15 protein-coding genes are annotated in these 18,286 nt (G+C 74.8%); 7 read left to right on the top strand and 8 right to left on the bottom strand.

Features of this window, described 5'->3' with window-relative positions; genetic code table 11:
• The first annotated feature begins 42 nt into the window (after positions 1–42).
• Positions 43–681, top strand: coding sequence for a lipoyl(octanoyl) transferase LipB (lipB, locus tag ACTMS0_RS07010; protein WP_441154280.1), 639 nt, complete (start codon positions 43–45; stop codon positions 679–681).
• 122 nt (positions 682–803) lie between these two features.
• On the opposite strand, the gene aspS is transcribed toward lipB, so the two are convergent.
• On the bottom strand, positions 804–2,090 hold the full coding sequence (gene aspS / locus ACTMS0_RS07005; RefSeq protein ID WP_441154279.1) for an aspartate--tRNA(Asn) ligase: 1,287 nt from the start codon (positions 2,088–2,090) through the stop codon (positions 804–806).
• Between the two features lie 433 nt (positions 2,091–2,523).
• On the opposite strand from aspS, the gene lipA reads away from it, so the two are divergent.
• Positions 2,524–3,576 carry a lipoyl synthase gene (gene lipA, locus ACTMS0_RS07000; RefSeq protein WP_441154278.1) on the top strand — a complete coding sequence of 351 codons (1,053 nt, stop codon included), beginning with the start codon at positions 2,524–2,526 and terminating at the stop codon, positions 3,574–3,576.
• A 67-nt stretch (positions 3,577–3,643) separates the two neighbouring features.
• Positions 3,644–5,284, top strand: a complete 1,641-nt coding sequence (locus tag ACTMS0_RS06995; protein WP_441154277.1) for a hypothetical protein — start codon at positions 3,644–3,646, stop codon at positions 5,282–5,284.
• A 101-nt stretch (positions 5,285–5,385) separates the two neighbouring features.
• Here the strand turns inward: ACTMS0_RS06995 and ACTMS0_RS06990 are convergent, their stop codons facing one another.
• The gene (locus ACTMS0_RS06990) at positions 5,386–8,388 is read right to left on the bottom strand and encodes a helix-turn-helix transcriptional regulator (RefSeq protein WP_441154276.1); all 3,003 of its coding nucleotides are present in this window, start codon (positions 8,386–8,388) and stop codon (positions 5,386–5,388) included.
• A 212-nt stretch (positions 8,389–8,600) separates the two neighbouring features.
• Positions 8,601–8,771 (bottom strand): hypothetical protein, encoded by a 171-nt coding sequence (locus ACTMS0_RS06985; protein ID WP_441154275.1) that lies wholly within the window; start codon positions 8,769–8,771, stop codon positions 8,601–8,603.
• 194 nt (positions 8,772–8,965) lie between these two features.
• Here ACTMS0_RS06985 and ACTMS0_RS06980 point away from each other — a divergent pair, with 194 nt between their 5' ends.
• Positions 8,966–9,655: a DUF4191 domain-containing protein gene (locus ACTMS0_RS06980; protein ID WP_441154274.1), complete on the top strand. Its 690-nt coding sequence runs from the start codon at positions 8,966–8,968 to the stop codon at positions 9,653–9,655.
• A gap of 58 nt (positions 9,656–9,713) precedes the next feature.
• Here ACTMS0_RS06980 and ACTMS0_RS06975 read toward each other — a convergent pair whose 3' ends face one another.
• Complete coding sequence (locus ACTMS0_RS06975) at positions 9,714–10,115, bottom strand: RDD family protein (RefSeq protein ID WP_441154273.1); 402 nt, start codon at positions 10,113–10,115, stop codon at positions 9,714–9,716.
• A 254-nt stretch (positions 10,116–10,369) separates the two neighbouring features.
• Between ACTMS0_RS06975 and glnA the strand changes: the two genes are divergently transcribed.
• Positions 10,370–11,794, top strand: a complete 1,425-nt coding sequence (gene glnA / locus ACTMS0_RS06970) for a type I glutamate--ammonia ligase (RefSeq protein ID WP_441154272.1) — start codon at positions 10,370–10,372, stop codon at positions 11,792–11,794.
• A 74-nt stretch (positions 11,795–11,868) separates the two neighbouring features.
• On the opposite strand, the gene ACTMS0_RS06965 is transcribed toward glnA, so the two are convergent.
• From ACTMS0_RS06965 to mptB (ACTMS0_RS06950), 4 genes are all read right to left on the bottom strand, one after another.
• A complete protein-coding gene (locus ACTMS0_RS06965; RefSeq protein ID WP_441154271.1) occupies positions 11,869–12,327 on the bottom strand; it encodes an SRPBCC family protein in 459 nt (152 codons plus the stop codon).
• A gap of 14 nt (positions 12,328–12,341) precedes the next feature.
• Positions 12,342–12,695 carry an ArsR/SmtB family transcription factor gene (locus ACTMS0_RS06960; RefSeq protein ID WP_441154270.1) on the bottom strand — a complete coding sequence of 118 codons (354 nt, stop codon included), beginning with the start codon at positions 12,693–12,695 and terminating at the stop codon, positions 12,342–12,344.
• A 79-nt stretch (positions 12,696–12,774) separates the two neighbouring features.
• Positions 12,775–14,250 (bottom strand): polyprenol phosphomannose-dependent alpha 1,6 mannosyltransferase MptB, encoded by a 1,476-nt coding sequence (gene mptB / locus ACTMS0_RS06955; RefSeq protein WP_441154269.1) that lies wholly within the window; start codon positions 14,248–14,250, stop codon positions 12,775–12,777.
• The gene (gene mptB, locus ACTMS0_RS06950; RefSeq protein WP_441154268.1) at positions 14,247–15,665 is read right to left on the bottom strand and encodes a polyprenol phosphomannose-dependent alpha 1,6 mannosyltransferase MptB; all 1,419 of its coding nucleotides are present in this window, start codon (positions 15,663–15,665) and stop codon (positions 14,247–14,249) included. Before mptB (ACTMS0_RS06950) ends, mptB (ACTMS0_RS06955) begins: the two co-directional genes overlap by 4 nt.
• Before the next feature lie 45 nt (positions 15,666–15,710).
• On the opposite strand from mptB (ACTMS0_RS06950), the gene ACTMS0_RS06945 reads away from it, so the two are divergent.
• Together ACTMS0_RS06945 and ACTMS0_RS06940 are read left to right on the top strand one after the other, a co-directional pair.
• Entirely contained in the window at positions 15,711–17,417 is a 1,707-nt protein-coding gene (locus ACTMS0_RS06945; RefSeq protein WP_441154267.1) for a hypothetical protein, read from the top strand.
• Positions 17,418–17,617: 200 nt separating this feature from the next.
• Positions 17,618–18,286 carry an SAM-dependent methyltransferase gene (locus ACTMS0_RS06940; protein WP_441154266.1) on the top strand — a complete coding sequence of 223 codons (669 nt, stop codon included), beginning with the start codon at positions 17,618–17,620 and terminating at the stop codon, positions 18,284–18,286.

Genomic DNA, 18,286 nt, shown 5'->3' with positions numbered 1-18,286 from the left:
CGCGCGGGGGTGACCGGCGGGTACGGGACTACGCTGGCAACCGTGACCACGACGACCTCCGGCCTCACGGCCGTCCGTGCCGGTGTCCTCGACTACGAGGCCGCCTGGGAGGAGCAGCGCCGGCTGCACGAGTCGGTGGTGGCCGGCGAGAGCGGCGACACCGTGCTCCTGCTGGAGCACCCAAGCGTCTACACCGCCGGCAAGCGCACCGAGCCGTGGGACCGGCCGATGGACGGCACGCCGGTCATCGACGTCGACCGCGGCGGCAAGATCACCTGGCACGGCCCGGGGCAGCTGGTCGGCTACCCGATCCTGCGCCTGCCCGACCCGGTCGACGTGGTCGCGTACGTGCGGCGCACCGAGCAGATGCTGATCGACGTGTGCGCCGAGTTCGGGCTGACCGCTGGCCGGGTCGAGGGTCGCAGCGGCGTCTGGGTGCCGGAGGACGACCGCGGCCCCGCCCGCAAGGTCGCCGCCATCGGCATCCGGGTCGCCCGCGGCGTCACCCTGCACGGCTTCTCGATCAACTGCGACTGCGACCTGGCGTCCTTCGACCGGATCGTGCCCTGCGGCATCAGCGACGCCGGCGTCACCTCCCTCACCGCGGAGCTGGGCCGCGCGGTCACCGTCGCCGACGTCCTCCCGGTGGTGGAGCGCCGCCTGCCGACCCTGCTCGCCTGACCACCCCGCGCCGCCGCACCGCGCGCCCCCGCCGAGTTGATCAAGAGGTTTGCGCCGCGGTGACGGTCCGTCCATGACGCAAACCTCTTGATCACCGAGGCCCCCGGGTTTGGGTGGGAGGGTTACGGCGTGAGGCGGTGCAGGTCGCGCGGGAAGGCCGTCACCTCCCGGACGTTGGTCGCGCCGGTCAGCCGGGCCACGAACCGCTCCAGCCCGATGGCGAAGCCGCCGTGCGGCGGCATCCCGTGCCGGAACGCGTCCACGTAACCCGCGTACGGCTCGACCGGCTCGCCGCGCGCCGCGAGCGCCGCCAGGTAGTCCGCGTGCCGGTGCAGCCGCTGCCCGCCGGTGACCAGCTCCACGCCCCGGAACAGCAGGTCGAACCCGTTGGAGTACGCCGGACGCGCCGGGTCCGGGTGGGTGTAGAAGGGGCGCTTGGCCATCGGGTACCCGGTCACGAACACGAACTCCGACCCGTGCTCCCGCCGCGCCCACTCCCCCACCGCGCGCTCGTGGGCGGGGGCCAGGTCCGGCTCGTCGGCGGGCGCGCCGGCGATCTTCAGTGCCTCGGTGAAGTGCACCGCCGGGATCTCGGCGGGCACCTCCGGGGCGGTCACGCCGAGCGTGGCCAGCGCCGGCCCGGCCCGCCCGGTCACCTCCGCCAGCATGCCGGCGAGCGTCTCCCGGAGCATCGCCATCACGTCCCGGTGGTCGGCGACGAAGCCCAGTTCGGCGTCGAGGGACGTGTACTGCGCCAGATGCCGCGCGGTGTCGTGCGGCTCGGCGCGGAACACCGGCCCCACCTCGTACACCCGCTCGAAGACGCCCACCATGAGCTGCTTGTAGAACTGCGGCGACTGCGCCAGGTACGCGGGCCGGCCGAACCAGTCCAGCGCGAAGACGTTCGCCCCGCTCTCGGTGGACGAGGCGACCACCTTCGGGGTGTGGATCTCCACGAACTCACGGGCGTCGAGGGCGGCGCGGAAGCCGGCGACCGCCGCCGCCGAGACACGCAGCGTCGCGGCGCGGGTCGGGTGGCGCAGCGCCACGGGCGCGTGGTCGAGCTGGGTGGGCAGGGCGGCGGTGAGCGCCGGCCGGTACAGCTCGAACGGCGGCGGGACCGCGGGCGGGCCGAGCGGTCGTACCGTCGGCGCGGTGAGTTCGACCCCGGCGGGCGCCGCCGGGTTGGCGACCACCGTGGCGACCACCTCGACGACGGTCTCCTCGGTCAGGGCCTCGACGGCCGCGCGGGCCTCGGGCTCGGTGACGACGACCTGGGCGAGGCCGGACGCGTCCCGGACGATCAGGAAGGCCACCGACTTGAGCAGCCGGCGGCGGTGGACCCAGCCGGCGATCCGCACGGTCTCGCCGACCTGGGCGGAGAGCTGGGTGGAAAGGATGCGTTGCACGGCGGGTACCTCCTCGGTCTGATCGCAACGTCGTTCGCCGCCCTCGGGCGGCGAAGCATCTGCTCGGCCCGGGAGGTGTGGGCGAGCGGGTCCTCGCGGTGCCACCACACCTTCGCCCCCGCCGGAGCGGGAGCCTCGTTCGTCGCCTTTTCACCGGGGCCAGCCGGGCGGGTTCTACTGGGCGTCAAGAAGGGACCCCTCCTCTACCGGAGGCGTTAACAAGGGGCCCTTCCTTGCCGTTCTTCCCGCAGCTCGGGAGGGTCTTCACGGCCCGGCGCCAGACCGCCTCGCAGCAACCGGCGGCTCTCTTGAACTGGCGGCTCGGGGCGCTACTCGGCTCCGTCACAGCTCTGCGGCGCACGCTAGCACCCCGGCGACGCGGATGTGACGCTGATTTTTCCGCCCTGGTGTCCGGCGTCACAAGGTTCGGGGCGTGACGGCGGTCGCCCGACGTGCATCGACCGCCGCCGACGGGCGTAGGCTCGGTTTCGTGACGATCGAGCACTCCGCGCCGGCGACCGGCCAGGCAGCGCGCACCGCGACGCCCGCCCCCGAGGGGCGGCGCCTCCTGCGGATCGAGGCGCGCAACGCCGAGACGCCGATCGAGCGCAAGCCACCGTGGATCAAGGTCAAGGCCAAGATGGGCCCGGAGTACACCCAGCTGCGCGGGCTCGTCTCGCGCGAGGGGCTGCACACCGTCTGCCAGGAGGCCGGCTGCCCCAACATCTACGAGTGCTGGGAGGACCGGGAGGCCACCTTCCTCATCGGCGGTGACCAGTGCACCCGCCGCTGCGACTTCTGCCAGATCGACACCGGAAAGCCGGCCGAGTTCGACGCCGACGAGCCGCGCCGTGTCGCCGAGTCGGTGGTCTCGATGGGCCTGCGCTACGCCACCATCACCGGCGTCGCCCGCGACGACCTGCCCGACGGCGGGGCCTGGCTCTACGCCGAGACCGTCCGGCAGATCCACGCCCTCCAGCCGGGCTGCGGCGTCGAGCTGCTGATCCCCGACTTCAACGCCGTCCCCGAGCAGCTCGCCGAGGTGTTCGGGTCGCGGCCGGAGGTGCTCGCCCACAACGTCGAGACCGTGCCGCGGATCTTCAAGCGGATCCGGCCCGCGTTCCGCTACGAGCGCTCCCTCGACGTGATCCGCCAGGCCCGCGCCGACGGCCTGGTCACCAAGAGCAACCTCATCCTCGGCATGGGCGAGGAGCGCGCCGAGGTCTCCCAGGCCCTGCGCGACCTGCACGAGGCCGGCTGCGAGCTGATCACCATCACGCAGTACCTGCGCCCCTCCCCCCGCCACCACCCGGTGGAGCGCTGGGTCAAGCCGGAGGAGTTCGTCGAGCTGCGCGAGGAGGCCGAGGAGATCGGCTTCGCCGGGGTGATGAGCGGCCCGCTGGTGCGCTCGTCGTACCGCGCCGGCCGGCTCTACAAGCAGGCCCTGGAGGCCCGCGAGGGCACCCCGGTCGGCACCGCCGGCTGACGACACCCGGCCCGCCGCGCCGGGCACCGCGCCGCGCGGACCGCCGGCCAGGTGCCATGATCGGCCCATGACCACCGGGGTACGCGAGGAGCACCGCGCCGCGCTGCGCGCGCTGCCGCGGGCCCGATGGTCCCGGCTGCCCGACGCGCTGGCCCTCCTGGCGATCCTCGCGGGGGTCGCGTACCGCCTCGGCCTGCTGCTGCACGCCACGCCGCCGACCAACAGCGACGAGGCCACGATGGGGCTGGCCGCCCTGCACATCGCGCAGGGGCGGGAGTTCCCGGTCTGGTTCTACGGCCAGGCGTACATGGGGACACTCGAGGCGTACCTGGCCGCACCGCTGTTCGCGCTCGCCGGCCCGTCGACCCTGGCGCTGCGCCTGCCCACCCTGGCCCTGTACGCGGTGTTCGTGCTGCTGGCCTGGCGGCTCGCACTGCGGCTCACCCGGGACCGGGGGTACGCGCTGCTGGTCGCCGCGCTGCTCGCGTTCGGCTCGGACCGGATCGTCAAGAACCAGCTCATCGCCGGTGGCGGGTACCCGGAGATGAACGCCGCCGGGGTGGCCCTCGCCGTGCTCGCGTACGACCTGGCGGCCGGCCGGCCGCGACGCCGGCTGTCCCGCTGGGCGGCGTGGGGGTTCCTCGCCGGGCTGATGGTGTGGGTGGACCCGCTGGTCCTGCCGTACGTGGGGGCCGCCGGGGCGGTGCTGGTCGCGTTCCGCTGGCGGGAGCTGCGCGGTCGGGCGGGCGCCCTGCTCGGTCTCGGGGCGCTGGTCGGCGCGGCACCGCTGCTGGTCGACAGCCTGGTGTCGGGGCGCAGCCCGCTCGCCGCCGTCCTGGCCGCCGGCGGCGCCGGGCAGCCCGCCGCCTGGGCCGAACGGCTGCACGGCGCGCTGGTGCTCGGGCCGGCGCTGGGCATGGGCTTCTGCTCGCCAAGCCGCTGCGCCGGCTGGCAGCTCTGGTGGTCCGCCGCCCTGCCGCTGCTCCTGCTCGCCGCCGCCGTGACGGCCTGGCGCCGGCTTCGCGCCTCCGCCGGTCACGGCCACCGACCGGCCGCCGGCAACGGTGGGGATCCGCGATCCGGCGCTGCGGTCGCCGACCGTCGGGTCGGGGCGGCTCTCGCGCTGGCCCTGATCGGGGCGGCCGTGCTGACGCTGGCCGTCTACGTGGTGAGCAGCGCATCGGGCCGTACCCCGATCGAGAGCTCGCGGTACCTGTCCTGCCTGCTCATCTCCGTACCCGTGCTGCTGTGGCCGGTGTGGGACGCGGCCCGGCGGCGATCGGGGCGGGCCGGAAGCGCCCGCCGGGTCGCCGCCGTCGGGCTGCTCGCCGCGATGCTCGGCACCGCCGCGGTCGCCACCGGCGGGGCGGTCGCCGCCGCGCCCGCGCACCGGGCCGCCGAGGCCCGGCACGCCCACCTCGTGCGCACCCTGCGCGCGCTGGACGTCCGGCACGTGTACGGCGGTTACTGGACCTGCAACCGGCTCACCTTCGCCAGCCGGGATGACGTGCTCTGCGCGGTCGTCGACGACGACCTGAGCCCCGGCCACGACCGCTACCGGCCCAACCGGCTCGCGGTTGACGCAGCGCCCCGAGTCGCCTGGGTAGCACCCGAGGGCTCCCCCCTCGCGACCCGCCTAGACGCGCACCCGGACGAACTCACCCTGCACAAACTCCCCGGCTGGCGCATCTACCTACCCGGCCCCTGACCACCACTGGGTGGCGCACTTTCACGGAAAGAGTGGCCATATCCGGTCGGATGGCCACTCTTTCCGTGAAAGTGCGGGCGGTGTGGGGGGGCGTGGGCGGGTCAGCGGGTCTCGGTCAGCAGGCCCAGGCGGTGGGCCAGGGCGGCGGCCTCGACGCGGTTGTGCACGTCCAGCTTCGCGATGATGCGGGAGACGTGGACGCTGGCGGTCTTGGGCGAGATGAACAACTGCTCGGCGATCCGGCTGTTGCTGTGCCCCTCGGCGACCAGCCGCAGCACCTCCCGCTCGCGGTCGGTCAGCAGGTCCGCGCCGGGACGGCCCCGGGTCGCGCCGCGCAGTCCCACCCGGCGGGCCAGGGTCGCGGCCTGCTCGGCCAGCGGCGCGGCGCCGAGCCGGTCGGCGAGCGCGGCCGCCTCGGCCACAGCCGCCGCCACCTCCTCCCGCTCCCCCGTCTGGGCCGCCGCCTCGGCCAGCGCGAGCAGCGCCCGGCCGAGCGGGTACGGCTGACCGTCCGCCCGCCAGGCCGCCACGGCGGCCCGCCACCAGGCGAGCGCGTCCGTCCCGTCCGAGGCGGTCCTCGGGCTCGGCACGGCGGCCCGAGCCGGTGCGGCCTCGGGCGTGCGTGCCGCATCGCCGGCTACGGTGATCGGGCGCCCGTTCGGCCCACCCGAGTGGGGTGCCGCCGGCGGCAGCGACACGGACAGGGTCGCGGCGACCTGGGCGGCGTGCGCCCGCTCGGCCGGGAAGCGGGCCGGCACGGTGGCGGCGAGGGCTGCGGTCCGGGCGGCGAGGTCGTCGCCGCCGACGTGACGGGCGGCGCGGGCGAGGGCGGTGAGCACCGGCCAGCCGTACCGGGGATGGTCGGCGATGCCGCTCTCGGCCAGTGCCGCCTCGGCGGCCCGCCGCGCCTCGGGCCGGTCGTCGGCGGCGAGAGCGGCCTCCAGCCGCAGCTCGATCAGGGGCAGCCGCTGGTGCGGGTGCAGATACGGCTTCGTGAGGAAGCTCAGCGACCGGCCGATCATGTCGTCGGCGGCGGGGTGCCCCTGGGCCAGCCGCAGCCCGGCGCACAGCTGGAGCCAGTGGGAGCCGGAGACGCCCGGCGGGTCGATCCGCGCGGCGTCGGCCAGCACCTCCCCCGCCTCCGCCCAGCGGCCCAGGGCGAGCAGCGCCTCGGCCCGGTTCGACAGCAGGTACGCCCCGGTCGAGCGGCTGATCCCGACCCGGCGCGCCTCGGTGACACCGTCGGCGGCGGCGCGGGCCGACTCCTCGTAGCGGCCCAGCTCGAACAGCACGTCGGAGATGTGCACCAGGGCGCTGACCAGCGCCGGCGCGGTGCCGGCCGCCCGGGCCAGCGCCTCGGAGCGGCGCAGCTCGGCCAGGCCCAGGTCCGGCGCGCCGTCGGCCCGGCGCAGCATCGCGAGCTGCACCGGAAGCTGGGCGCTGTCGACGCCGACGCCGTGCGCCGCCGCGAGCACCTCGGCGGCCAGCAGCGCTCCCTCGGCCCGGTCCACGCGGGCGACGTGGGCGGCGACGTCGGCGAGCAGGTGCAGCCGCTGCGGGCCGTCCGGCGCTCCGACCGCCAGCCGGTACGCCTCCCGCAGCTCGGCGGCGCCGTCGCTCTTGCCGAGCATGGCGAGCATCCGGCCGCGCCGGTCGAGCAGCCGGGCAGCGCGCAGGGGCTCCGCGGTCCCGTCCACCTCCGCCAGCGCGGCCCGGGTCAGGGTGAGGGCCCGGTGGTAGTCCCCGGCCGTCGTGGCCGCCGCGATCGTCTCCTCCAGCAGTGCGAGGTGGTCCATGCCGAGCCGCTCGGTCGCGTCGGGGACCAGCTCCCACAGCTCCAGCGCCCGTTCCAGCAGCCGGCTCTGCTCGGCGTACGCGTAGCGGTCGGCCGCCGCGCAGGCCGCCGTCCGGGCGGCCACCAGCGCGCGGGCGTGGTCGTGCGCGGCGTACCAGTGGTGGGCGATCTCGGCGGGCGCGCGCCCGGCGGCGACCAGGTGGGGCTGCGCCTCGATCGCGGCGGCCCAGCGGGCGTGCAGCCGGGCGTGTTCCCCGGGCAGCAGCTCGTCGTGGACGGCCTCGCGGACCAGCGCGTGCCGGAACTCGTAGTCGCCCTCCGGGTCGGCGACGACGAGCTGGGCGGTGACGGCGGCGCGCAGCGCGTCCTCCAGCTCGGCGTCGGGCAGCCCGGCGACCTCGGCGAGCAGTTCGTGGGCGAAGCGGGTGCCGCCGGCGGCGGCGATGCGCAGCACCCGCTGTGCCGGCTCCGGCAGCCGGTCCACGCGGGCGAGCAGCAGGTCGCGCAGCGTCTCCGGCAGGGCGGCGCAGCCGATCGGGTCACCGGCGGCGGCCAGTTCCTCGATGAAGAGGGGGTTGCCCTGCGTACGGTCGTGGATGTCGTCGACCGCGCGGGCGGCCGGCTCGGCGCCGAGCAGGCCGGCCAGTACCGCCCCGGTGCCGTCCCGGTCCAGCCGGCCCAGCTCGATCCGCTCGACCCCCCGGGCGCGGTCCAGCTCGGCCAGGAAGGGCCGCAGCGGGTGCCCCCGGTGCAGTTCGTCGGTGCGGTACGTGCAGACCAGCAGCAGGCGTTCGGCGCGGGCCGCCCGCACCAGGAAGCCGATCAGGTCCCGGGTAGAGCGGTCGGCCCAGTGCAGGTCCTCGATGACCAGCACCAGCGGCTGCTCGTCGGCGAGGCGCCCGAACAGCTCGGCGACCAGGTCGAACAGGTAGCCGCGCGGGGCGTCGGAGACCGGGGGCGCGGCACCGAGCGGACCCCGGGCCAGCTCCGGCAGGAGCCGGGCGAACTCCGCCTCGTACCCGTCGAAGACGGCGGGGCCGTCGCGGCGCAGCACCGCACGCAGCGCCGCGGCGATCGGCGCGAAGGGCAGGCCCGCCTCGCCGAGTTCCAGGCACTGCCCGACGAGCAGCCGGGCCCCGTCGACGGCGCCGCCGAACTCCTCCAGCAGCCGGGTCTTGCCGACCCCGGCCTCCCCGCCGACCAGGACGGTGCTCGGCTCCCCGGCACGGGTCCGCGCGAGCGCGTCCCGCAGTGCGGCCAGTTCACGCTGGCGGCCGACGAGGACGGTACAGGCGGGGCGTGCGGTCACGGCACCGAGCATGCCACGACCGCCGCCGCCCCCGGTTCCGCCGCCCGGCCCGACGGCCGGCGACGCCGGCGGCACGGGCCCGGCGCCGGGCCGGGTGGGCACGGTGGCGGCCGGTGCGGCGGGTGCGCCCACCCCCGTGGTGGGCGCACCCGCCTCCGTCCCGGCCCCGGCCGGCCGCGTCCCGGCGGGCGGTGGGGCAACCGGCAGGGTGGTCACCGGCGGCTGTCGCCGGGGCGGCCGGCGTGGTGCCGCCGGCTCAGCCAGCCGCGGGCGGAACGGTGCGGCAGGCTCCGGGCCAGCCGGTCGGCGGCGGCCTCGGCGCGCAGTTCGGCCGCGTGCGTACGGTGGACGGAGAGCAGGAACTCTGCGTCGTTGGTGAACATCTCGGGCTCCTCGGTTCGTTGTCATCTGCTGACAACGACTCTCCGCCCGAAGGTGCCCCCGGGGCATGGGTGCGCCGCCTGATCTTCGCCCGCCGGCCCTCCTTACCTCGACCGGCGACAGCCCGCACGGCGGCGTAAGGTACTCAGCCGCCCGCGGATCACCGGGGGGTGTGCCGACCACTAGACTCAGCGGTATGGCAAAGCCCCAGGAGAAGGTCTCGTTCGGCCAGCGGCTGAAGCAGATCGGGATGGTGTTCCGGTTCACCGCCAAGCAGGACAGGTGGTTCGCGCCCCTGGCCTTCGCCGCGGTGGTCATCCCGCTCGCGCTCACCGTGGTCGCGTTCCTCGCCTGGGGCTGGTTCTGGATCCCGCTGGGCATCCTGTTCACGCTGCTCTGCCTGCTGCTCGTGCTCAACCTGCGGTCCAACCGGGCGATGATGAACGCGGCCGAGGGCCAGCCGGGCGCGGCGGCGCAGATCATGGAGAGCATGCGCGGCGACTGGCGGGTCACGCCGGCGGTCAGCTCGACCACCCAGATGGACATGGTGCACCTGGTCATCGGCCGGCCCGGCGTGATCCTCCTGGCCGAGGGCAACCCGCAGCGGGTGCGTGGCCTGCTCGGCCAGGAGAAGCGCCGGCTGGCCAAGGTGATCGGCTCGGCGCCCCTCTACGACTACGTGATCGGCCAGGAGGAGGACGAGCTGCCCATCCGCAAGCTGCGGATGACGCTCATGAAGCTGCCCCGCAACCTCAGCGGCAAGGACGTCAACGCGCTCGACAAGCGCCTCAAGGCGCTCACCGCCCGGCCGCAGCTGCCGAAGGGCGCGATCCCGAAGAACATGCGACCCGCGCGCGGCGCCTTCCGCCAGTCCCGCGGCCGCTGACCCACGCCGTACGCCTCGAGAGCCGGACCCGTCAGGGCCCGGCTCTCGGCTTCTCCCGTCAGCGGCGGGGGGCGGCGGTGATGACGGAGCCGGCGGCGCGGTCGTGCAGGCCGCGGCGGTTGGCGTCCATGATCAGGGCGGGCACCACCAGGGCGAGCAGGACGCCGCGCAGCAGCCCGCGGATCACCCCGATCCGGCCGCCGTCGGCCCAGGAGACGCAGCGGATCCCGGTGATGAACATGCCGGGGGTCTGCGCGAAGAGGCCGAGGAAGAAGGCGTACTCGACGATCAGGACCAGCACCGGCACCCACCCGTCGGTGACCGGGTCGGCGAAGCCGCGGGCGACCAGCAGGCAGAGCACCCAGTCGATCATCAGCGCCCCGAAGCGCCGGCCCAGGCTGGCCGGGGTGAACGTGGGGTCCGAGGCGGGCGGTGCGGGGCGGTCGGCCGGGGTCGTCACAACGGACAAGGGTAGCCAGGCGGCCCGGACGGGATCGACCGCCCCACGGCGCAAAAACGGACCAAGCATCGCACTTGCCACTACACTGGCACACCCGGACGCCTCCCACCGGCCGGCCAAGGGCGGTTGAGCCGCGCGGATGACGCTCCGCGAGGGACGTAACACGGCAGAAACACTGAAGACATGGCCGGGCAACCCCGGGGCCATAGCGTCGCCAGAAGCCCAGCCACCCAGTGGACGTGCCAGGAGGACGAGTGTTCGCCAATCCCGAGGAACTCCTGCGTTACCTCAAGAACGAGGACGTGAAGTTCGTCGACGTACGTTTCTGTGACCTGCCCGGCGTGATGCAGCACTTCAACCTGCCCGTCGAGTCGGTCAACGACGACCTCTTCACCGACGGCCTCGCCTTCGACGGGTCGTCCATCCGCGGCTTCCAGGCCATCCACGAGTCGGACATGCTCCTGCTCCCGGACGTCGCCACCGCCTTCATCGACCCCTTCCGCGCGCAGAAGACGCTCGCGCTGAACTTCTTCATCCACGACCCGTTCACCCGGGAGGCCTACAGCCGCGACCCGCGGAACGTGGCGAAGAAGGCCGAGGCGTTCCTGGCGGCGAGCGGGATCGCCGACACCGCCTACTTCGGCGCCGAGGCGGAGTTCTACATCTTCGACTCGATCCGCCACGAGACCTCCGCCCACCAGTCGTTCTACTACATCGACTCGATCGAGGGCGCGTGGAACACGGGCCGTGAGGAGGTGGGCGGCAACCGCGGCTACAAGACCGCGTACAAGGGCGGCTACTTCCCGGTTCCCCCGGTGGACCACTACGCCGACCTGCGCGACGGTATCGTCCGCCGCCTGGTCGACACCGGCTTCACCGTGGAGCGCTCGCACCACGAGGTGGGCACCGCCGGCCAGTCGGAGATCAACTACAAGTTCTCCACCCTGCTGCACTCGGCCGACCAGCTCCAGCTCTTCAAGTACATCGTGAAGAACGAGGCCTGGGCGAACGGCAAGACCGCCACCTTCATGCCGAAGCCGCTCTTCGGTGACAACGGCTCCGGTATGCACACCCACCAGAGCCTCTGGCTCAACGGCGAGCCGCTGTTCTACGACGAGACCGGCTACGCCGGCCTGTCCGACACCGCCCGCTGGTACATCGGCGGCCTGCTGCACCACGCGCCGTCGCTGCTGGCCTTCACCAACCCGACGGTCAACTCGTACCGCCGCCTGGTGCCGGGCTTCGAGGCGCCGGTCAACCTGGTCTACTCGCAGCGCAACCGCTCCGCCTGCACCCGCATCCCGGTGACCGGCAGCAACCCGAAGGCCAAGCGGGTCGAGTTCCGGGTGCCGGACCCGTCCAGCAACCCGTACCTCGCCTTCTCCGCGATGATGATGGCCGGCCTGGACGGCATCAAGAACAAGATCGAGCCGCCGGCGCCGATCGACAAGGACCTGTACGACCTGCCCCCGGAGGAGTGGGGCGACGTCAAGCAGGTGCCGGGCTCGCTGCCGGAGGTGCTCGACGCGCTCGAGGCCGACCACGACTACCTGCTCGACGGCGGCGTCTTCACGCCGGACCTGATCTCCACCTGGGTGTCCTGGAAGCGGGCCAACGAGGTCGACCCGGTGCGCCTGCGGCCCACCCCGCACGAGTTCGCGATGTACTTCGACTGCTGACCAGCACCACCACGCACCGATACCGGCCGGGCCGGCTCCGCGACACCGCGGGGCCGGCCCCGGCCGTTTGCGCCTCAGCGGGCGAGCAGGGCGTCCAGCTTCGTGAAGGAGCTGCCCCAGCCCCCCTCGGCGCTCGACCGCCAGTCCGCCGGGAACGGACCCTGCCGCAGCTCCAGCCGCGTCTTGCCGCCCGGCTCGTCGTGGAACTCCAGCCGCAGGGTCATCCGCGTGCCGTCCTCGACGCCCGGCATGCCCTTGAGCTCCTCGTAGCCGACCAGCAGCTCGTTCTCGACGATCTCGGCGAAGGTGCCGTCCCCCGGTGAGGTCATCGACGGGTCGTCGTCGTTGACCATGGTGAAGCGCTGGTGCCCGCCGACGCGGACGTCGAGGTCGACGGTCTCGCGCGGCACCGACCAGCCGACCGGGCCGAACCAGGCGGCGAACTGGTCGGGATCGGTGAAGGCGCGCCAGACCAGCTCCCGGGGCGCGTCGAAGACGCGGGTCATGACGAGTTCGTTGGCGGTGTCGGGCATCGTGCTGTCCTCTCTCACTGCGGATCGTTCGTCGTCTGCGGTGCCTGGGCCTGGATCCGACGCAGGTGGGCGTCGAGCCGGTCGAAGCTGGCGTCCCAGTGCCGCCGGTAGCGCTCCATCCACGCGGTGGCCTCCCGTAGCGGCTCGGGGTTGAGGCTGCTGGAGCGCCACTGGGCGGTCCGGCTGCGGGTGATGAGGCCGGCCTGCTCCAGCACCTTCAGGTGGCGGGAGATCGCCGGCAGGCTGATGTCGAACGGCTCGGCCAACTCGGTGACGGTGGCGTCCCCCTCGGCCAGCCGGGCGAGGATCGCCCGGCGGGTCGGGTCCGCCAGCGCCGAGAAGATGACGCTGAGCCGGTCGGTCGCCACTTGCTTAACCACCTCGTTAATTAGCCGATGCGTTAAATGTAGGGCGGGCCGTCGCCGGGGTCAAGGACCTACGGAGATTTCAGTCCAGCCGGACGTGGCGGAGCCGGGGCAGACCCCACACCGCCACCACGACGACCAGGGCGGTCATCGCCACCGCGCCCGGGGCCTTGACCAGCCGGGCGAGGTTGGTGCCGTCGGGCAGGGCGAGGACGGCCGCGACCGCGCACGGCAGCACGAACCAGTGGGTCCGTACCGCCACGACCGCCAGCACGGCCAGCGGCCAGGTCGCGTACCAGGGGTGGAACACCGGGGCCAGGGCGACCGTGGCGGCCAGCGCCAACCCCGCGCCGAGCAGGGTCACCCGGGGGCGGGCCGCGTCCACCCGCAGCACCCGCTGCCGTACGTCGTTCAGCTCGCGCAACGCCGACCAGGCCCGCCACCACAGCAGCGCCAGCAGGGCCACCAGCACGGCCAGCGCCACCGCCCGCGCCACCGGGACCACGGCGGGCTGCCGGCCGAGCAGTTCGCCGACGTAGTCGACGACCATGCCGACGGCAGTGGGGGGCGACGTCCACTGCTCCGAGTCGCCGCTGCGGTTCAGCCCGCGCACCCAGCCGAGACCGAGACCGGAGAGCAACGAGGCACCCGCCAGGGCGGCGAACGCCCCGACGGCCAGCCAACCGCCGTCGCGCAGCAGCGACCGTACGGTGTAGCGGCCGAGCACCGCGGCCAGGGCCGCGAACGGCAGCACCACCACCGCGGTCGCCTTCACGCCCACCGCCAGCCCCAGCAGCGCCCCGGCCACCAGCAGCGGGCGCGGCTTGCCCGGGAAGTGGACGAGCACCAGCAGGCCGAGCAGCAACAGCCCGAGCATCACCGCGTCGTTGTGGGCGCCGGCCACCAGGTGCACGCCGACCAGCGGGCAGGCCAGCGCCAGCCAGACGGCCCGGCGGGTCGGCACGCCCGCCGCCCGGGCCAGCCCGAGCAGGCAGAGCGCGGCGAGCAGCACCCCGGCCACGGCGAGCAGGCGCAGCACCACCACCGCGCCGGCCAGCCCGCCGCCGAGCGTCACCGCCAGCGCGGCGAGCAGCACGAACACCGGCCCGTACGGCGCGGGCGTGTCCCGCCAGATCGGCGCGACCGCGTCCACCCACGGGCAGCCGGCCGCCGCCACCCCGGTCGCGTACGGGTCGACGCCGTGCGCATACGCCCAGCCCTGGCAGGCGTACGAGTAGACGTCCCGGCTGCCCAGCGGCGGCGCGACGAGCAGCGGCAGCGCCCACAGCCCCGCCGTGCGGTACGCCCAGCCGGTCGACGGCGCGCCGTCGCGCAGCGCCCACCAGGCGCCGACCAGCAGGCCGGTGCCGAGCAGCCAGAGCACGACGGTCAGCGGGCCGTCGTCGGAGCGCCACACCCGGTCGGCGGTGGCGCCGGGCAGTGCCCCGCCCACGTAACCGGCGACGGCCAGCAGCACGGCGCCGGCCAGACCGGCGTACCTCGCGACCTGCGCTCGCCCGGGCGCGGTCGGGCCCGGCGGTGCGCCGGGTCCGGTCACCGGCATACCCCTCCCGACTCGACGGCGGCCGGCCGACGGGCCGCCCGAGCCGACCGTACCAAGCGGACCGTCACCACGATCACCAGCAGCGTCATCAGGGGCGCTCCGACGGTCTTGGTGTACCGGGGCAGCCCGGTGCCGTCCGGCAGCACCAGGAACGACGCGACCAGCGCGACCAGGGCGGCCCAGTCGGCCCGGCGGGCGGTCGCCGCGAGCACCGCGAGGGGCCACATCCAGTACCAGGGGTGGAAGAGCGGTGCGAGCGCGACCGTGGCGGTCAGCGCGAGCCCGGCGTGCCACAGCGCGTCCCGGGTCCGCGCCCGCCACCACAGCCACGGCAGCAGCAGGGCGAGCACCGCCAGGCCGATCCCCCGGGTGACCGGCAGCGCGTCGACGTGCCAGCCGAAGGGCAGCACCAGGTAGCCGAACGTCTGCCCGAGCGCGGTCGGCGGTGAGGTCCAGCCGATCACGTCGCCGCCGCGTTCCAGCCCACCGATCCAGCCGAAGTCCAACCCGGCGGCGAACGTGACCCCGGCGACGACGCCGACCGCGCCGCCGACCACCCACCCGCCGTCGCGGATCAGACCCCGGATCGAGTACGCCCCGGCGAGCGCGGCCAGCGCCGCGAACGGCACCACGACCAGCGCGGTCACCTTGATCCCGATGGCCAGGCCGAGCAGCACGCCCCCGGCCAGCAGCGGGCCGGGGCGCCCGCGCCCAGACGCCACGACCGCCAGCCCGGCGACGAGCAGCCCGACCATCAGCGCGTCGTTGTGCGCGCCGGAGACCAGGTGCACCCCGACCAGGGGGGAGCCGAGCGCCAGCCACAGCGCCCGCTCGGGGGCCACCCCGCACCGGCGGGCCAACACCGGCAGCACGGCCGCCGTGAGGCCGACGCCGGCCACCGCGAGCAGCCGGAACACGACGATGCTGGCGATCAGCGAGTCGGTCGCCGCCACCACCGCCCCGGAGACGAGGACGAACAGCGGCCCGTACGGCGCCGGGGTGTCCCGCCAGATCGGCGAGATCGTGTCCAGCCACGGGCACGGCAGGGCGGACACCCCCTGCTCGTACGGGCTGAAGCCGGCCGCGTACGTGGCGCCCTGGCAGGCGTACGCGTAGACGTCCCGGCTGCCCAACGGCGGTGCGACCAGCAGTGGGGCCAGCCAGAGCCCGACGGTGACCAGCGCCCACCGGGTGGACGGCACCCGGTCGCGCACCGTCCACCACGCCCCGGCGGACAGCACCAGACCGACCACCCAGAGTGCGATCAGCAACGGCCCGTTCGGGCCCTGCCAGATGCGGAGCGGGTTCGAGAGGTGCGACGAGGAGGGAAGGGCGCCGCCGAGGAAGGCGGCGACGGCGAGCATCGTCGAGCCGGCCAGGCCGGTCCAGCGGGCGAGGTGGAGAGGCACGGAAGGACATGCTGCCAGTACGGTGGTCGCGGTACGGAGGTGGGCATGCGGGACAGTCGGGTGGTGGCGCTGGCCACCGCGTCGGCCGTGGTGCTCGGTGTGACGTACCTGACGTTGCCGCCGATGGGTTCGGACCTGGCCGCCCAGGTGGCGCGGGCGGACTTCTTCGCCGCCCACGGCGCCACCCCGGTCGACCTGCGCTGGTACGGCGGGGTGAACCAGTTCGGCTACAGCCTGGTCTCCCAGCCGGTGATGGCGCTGCTCGGCGCCCGGGTGACCGGCGTGCTCGCGCTGGTCGCCGCGGCGGCCGCCCTCGCCGCCCTGCTGGCGCGCACCGGGGTGCCCCGGCCCCTGCTCGGCGCCCTGGTGGGCGTGGTCACCCTCGCCGGCAACCTGGTCGCCGGCCGGGTCACGTACGGCCTCGGGGTGGCCCTGGGCCTGGCCGCCCTGCTCGCCGTCACCCTGCCCGACGGCCGGCACCGGGGGCCGGGCGGACGTCCGACCGCGCTCAGCGGGGGGCGCCGCGGAACACTCCGGCTCGGGCTGGCCGTCCTCGGAGCGCTGCTGGCGTCGGCGACCAGCCCGGTGGCCGGCCTGTTCGTCGGCCTGGCCGGCGCGGCGCTGCTGCTGTCCCGGCGGTACGCCGACGGCCTGGCCCTCGGGGTCGCCGCCGCGCTGCCCCTCGGGGCCACCGCACTGCTCTTCGGTGACGGCGGCTGGATGAACATCAGCCGCACCGACGCGGTCCGCGCGGTGGTGACCAGCCTGCTGGTGGCCGTGCTGGTGGCGTACCGGCCGGTGCGGGCGGGTGCGCTGCTCGCCGCGGCAGGGGTCCTGGCCGCGGCGCTGGTGCACACCCCGGTCGGGCTCAACGCCACCCGGCTCGCGGCGATGTTCGCGCTGCCCGTGCTGGCCGCCGCCGCGCGTGTAAGGAAGGGCCCCTTCTTAACGCCTCCGGTAGAAGAAGGGCCCCCTGTTAACGCTCAGCCGTCTCGGTGGGCTCCACGGGCTCGGTGGGTCCCACGGGCTGGCAACCGCTCCGCCGACCCGCCCAGAGGGCCGGTCGGGGCGGTCACGCTCGCCGTGCTGCTGGCTGCGGTGTGCTGGTGGCAGCCGCCGGTCTCCCCGGCCGACCTGCGCAGCGTCACCGACCCGGCGGCCCGGCCGGCGTACTTCACGCCGCTGCGGGAGTTCCTCGCCGGTCAGCGCCTCACCGGCCGGGTGGAGATCCCGCCGACCCGCGACTACTGGGAGGCGGCGTCCCTCGGCGAGGTGCCGCTCGCCCGGGGCTGGCTGCGGCAGGCCGACATCGACCGCAACCCGCTGTTCTTCACCACCGTGCCGGGCGCCACCGGCACCGGGGTGCCGTTGACACCGGCCAGCTACCGGGACTGGCTGGTCGACAACGCCGTGCAGTACGTCGCCGTTCCCGACGCCCCGCTGTCGTGGGTGGGCCGGGCCGAGGCGGAACTGGTCACCGGCGGCCTCCCGTACCTCACCCCGGTCTGGTCCGGCCCCCACTGGCGGGTGTGGACCGTCGACGGGTCGCGACCTGTCGTCGGCGCCCCCGGCGAGCTGGTCGGCTCCGACGCGGCGTCGGTGACCTTCCGGACCGCGGCGGCCGGCGCGATCCCGGTCCGCGTACGCCACAACCGCTGGCTGGCCGTCACCGGCGGCGCGACGGTCGCCCCCGACGGCGACTGGATCACGGTCACCGTGCCCCGCGCCGGGGAGTACCGGCTCGGCAGCTGACTCCGCGTGTTTGCCGTTCCGGCAAACATTCTTGCCGCACCTGCCGTTGCCGGGGAACGATCGTCGCGGCGGGCCGTTCCACGGCCCGACCGGGAGGCGGCCCGACCGGGACGCGGCCCGACCGGGACGCGGCCCGACCGGGACGCGGCCCGACGGACGCGGCCGACCGGGAGACCGGCGACGAGCATGGAGGAGGAACGGTGCAGGAGAGCGCTGACCGCGCGGTGGACGACGTCCGGCGGCCGGACGTGGACGCGGAGGCGGCCCGGTTCTGGGACGAGCTCTACGGGCAGCGGGACCAGGTCTGGAGCGGCCGGCCCAACCCGCACCTCGTCGACGTCGCCGGCCCGCTGCCGGCCGGTACCGCACTGGACCTGGGCTGCGGTGAGGGGGCCGACTCGATCTGGCTGGCCGGCCGGGGCTGGCGGGTGACCGCCGTGGACATCTCGGTGACCGCCCTCGACCGGGCCGCCGCCCGGGCGAACGCCGATGGCGTCGCGGCACTGATCGACTTCCGGCGGCACGACCTCATCCGGACGTTCCCCGAGGGCGCCTTCGACCTGGTGTCCGCCCAGTTCCTCCAGTCGCCGCTGGACTTTCCCCGGGACGACGTCCTGCGCGCGGCGGCCCGGGCCGTGGCGCCCGGTGGCCGGCTCCTGGTCGTCGAGCACGGCGAGATGCCGCCGTGGAGCCGCAACGCCCATCCGCACGTACGGTTCCCCATTCCCGAGGAGACCCTGGCCGGGCTCGACCTGGACGCCGACCGGTGGCACGTCGAGCGGCTCGACGCCGTGCACCGGCCGGCCACCGGCCCGGACGGGCAACCCGCGACGCTGCTCGACAACGTCGTCCTGGTGCGCCGCCGGTAG

Origin of the sequence: Micromonospora sp. H33 (assembly GCF_052068455.1) — a bacterium.
Taxonomy (GTDB): Bacteria; Actinomycetota; Actinomycetes; order Mycobacteriales; family Micromonosporaceae; genus Micromonospora.
The sequence above is the reverse complement of the archived record's forward strand: the minus strand, read 5'-3'. Positions and strand labels throughout refer to the sequence as shown.

Excerpts from the sequence above, each read along its gene's own strand:
- ACTMS0_RS06980 (WP_441154274.1), top strand. The coding sequence starts at position 8,966 with ATGGCAAAGCCCCAGGAGAAGGTCTCGTTCGGCCAGCGGCTGAAGCAG.
- ACTMS0_RS06985 (WP_441154275.1), bottom strand. The coding sequence starts at position 8,771 with ATGTTCACCAACGACGCAGAGTTCCTGCTCTCCGTCCACCGTACGCAC.
- ACTMS0_RS06965 (WP_441154271.1), bottom strand. The coding sequence starts at position 12,327 with ATGCCCGACACCGCCAACGAACTCGTCATGACCCGCGTCTTCGACGCG.
- ACTMS0_RS06945 (WP_441154267.1), top strand. The coding sequence starts at position 15,711 with ATGCGGGACAGTCGGGTGGTGGCGCTGGCCACCGCGTCGGCCGTGGTG.
- ACTMS0_RS06995 (WP_441154277.1), top strand. The coding sequence starts at position 3,644 with ATGACCACCGGGGTACGCGAGGAGCACCGCGCCGCGCTGCGCGCGCTG.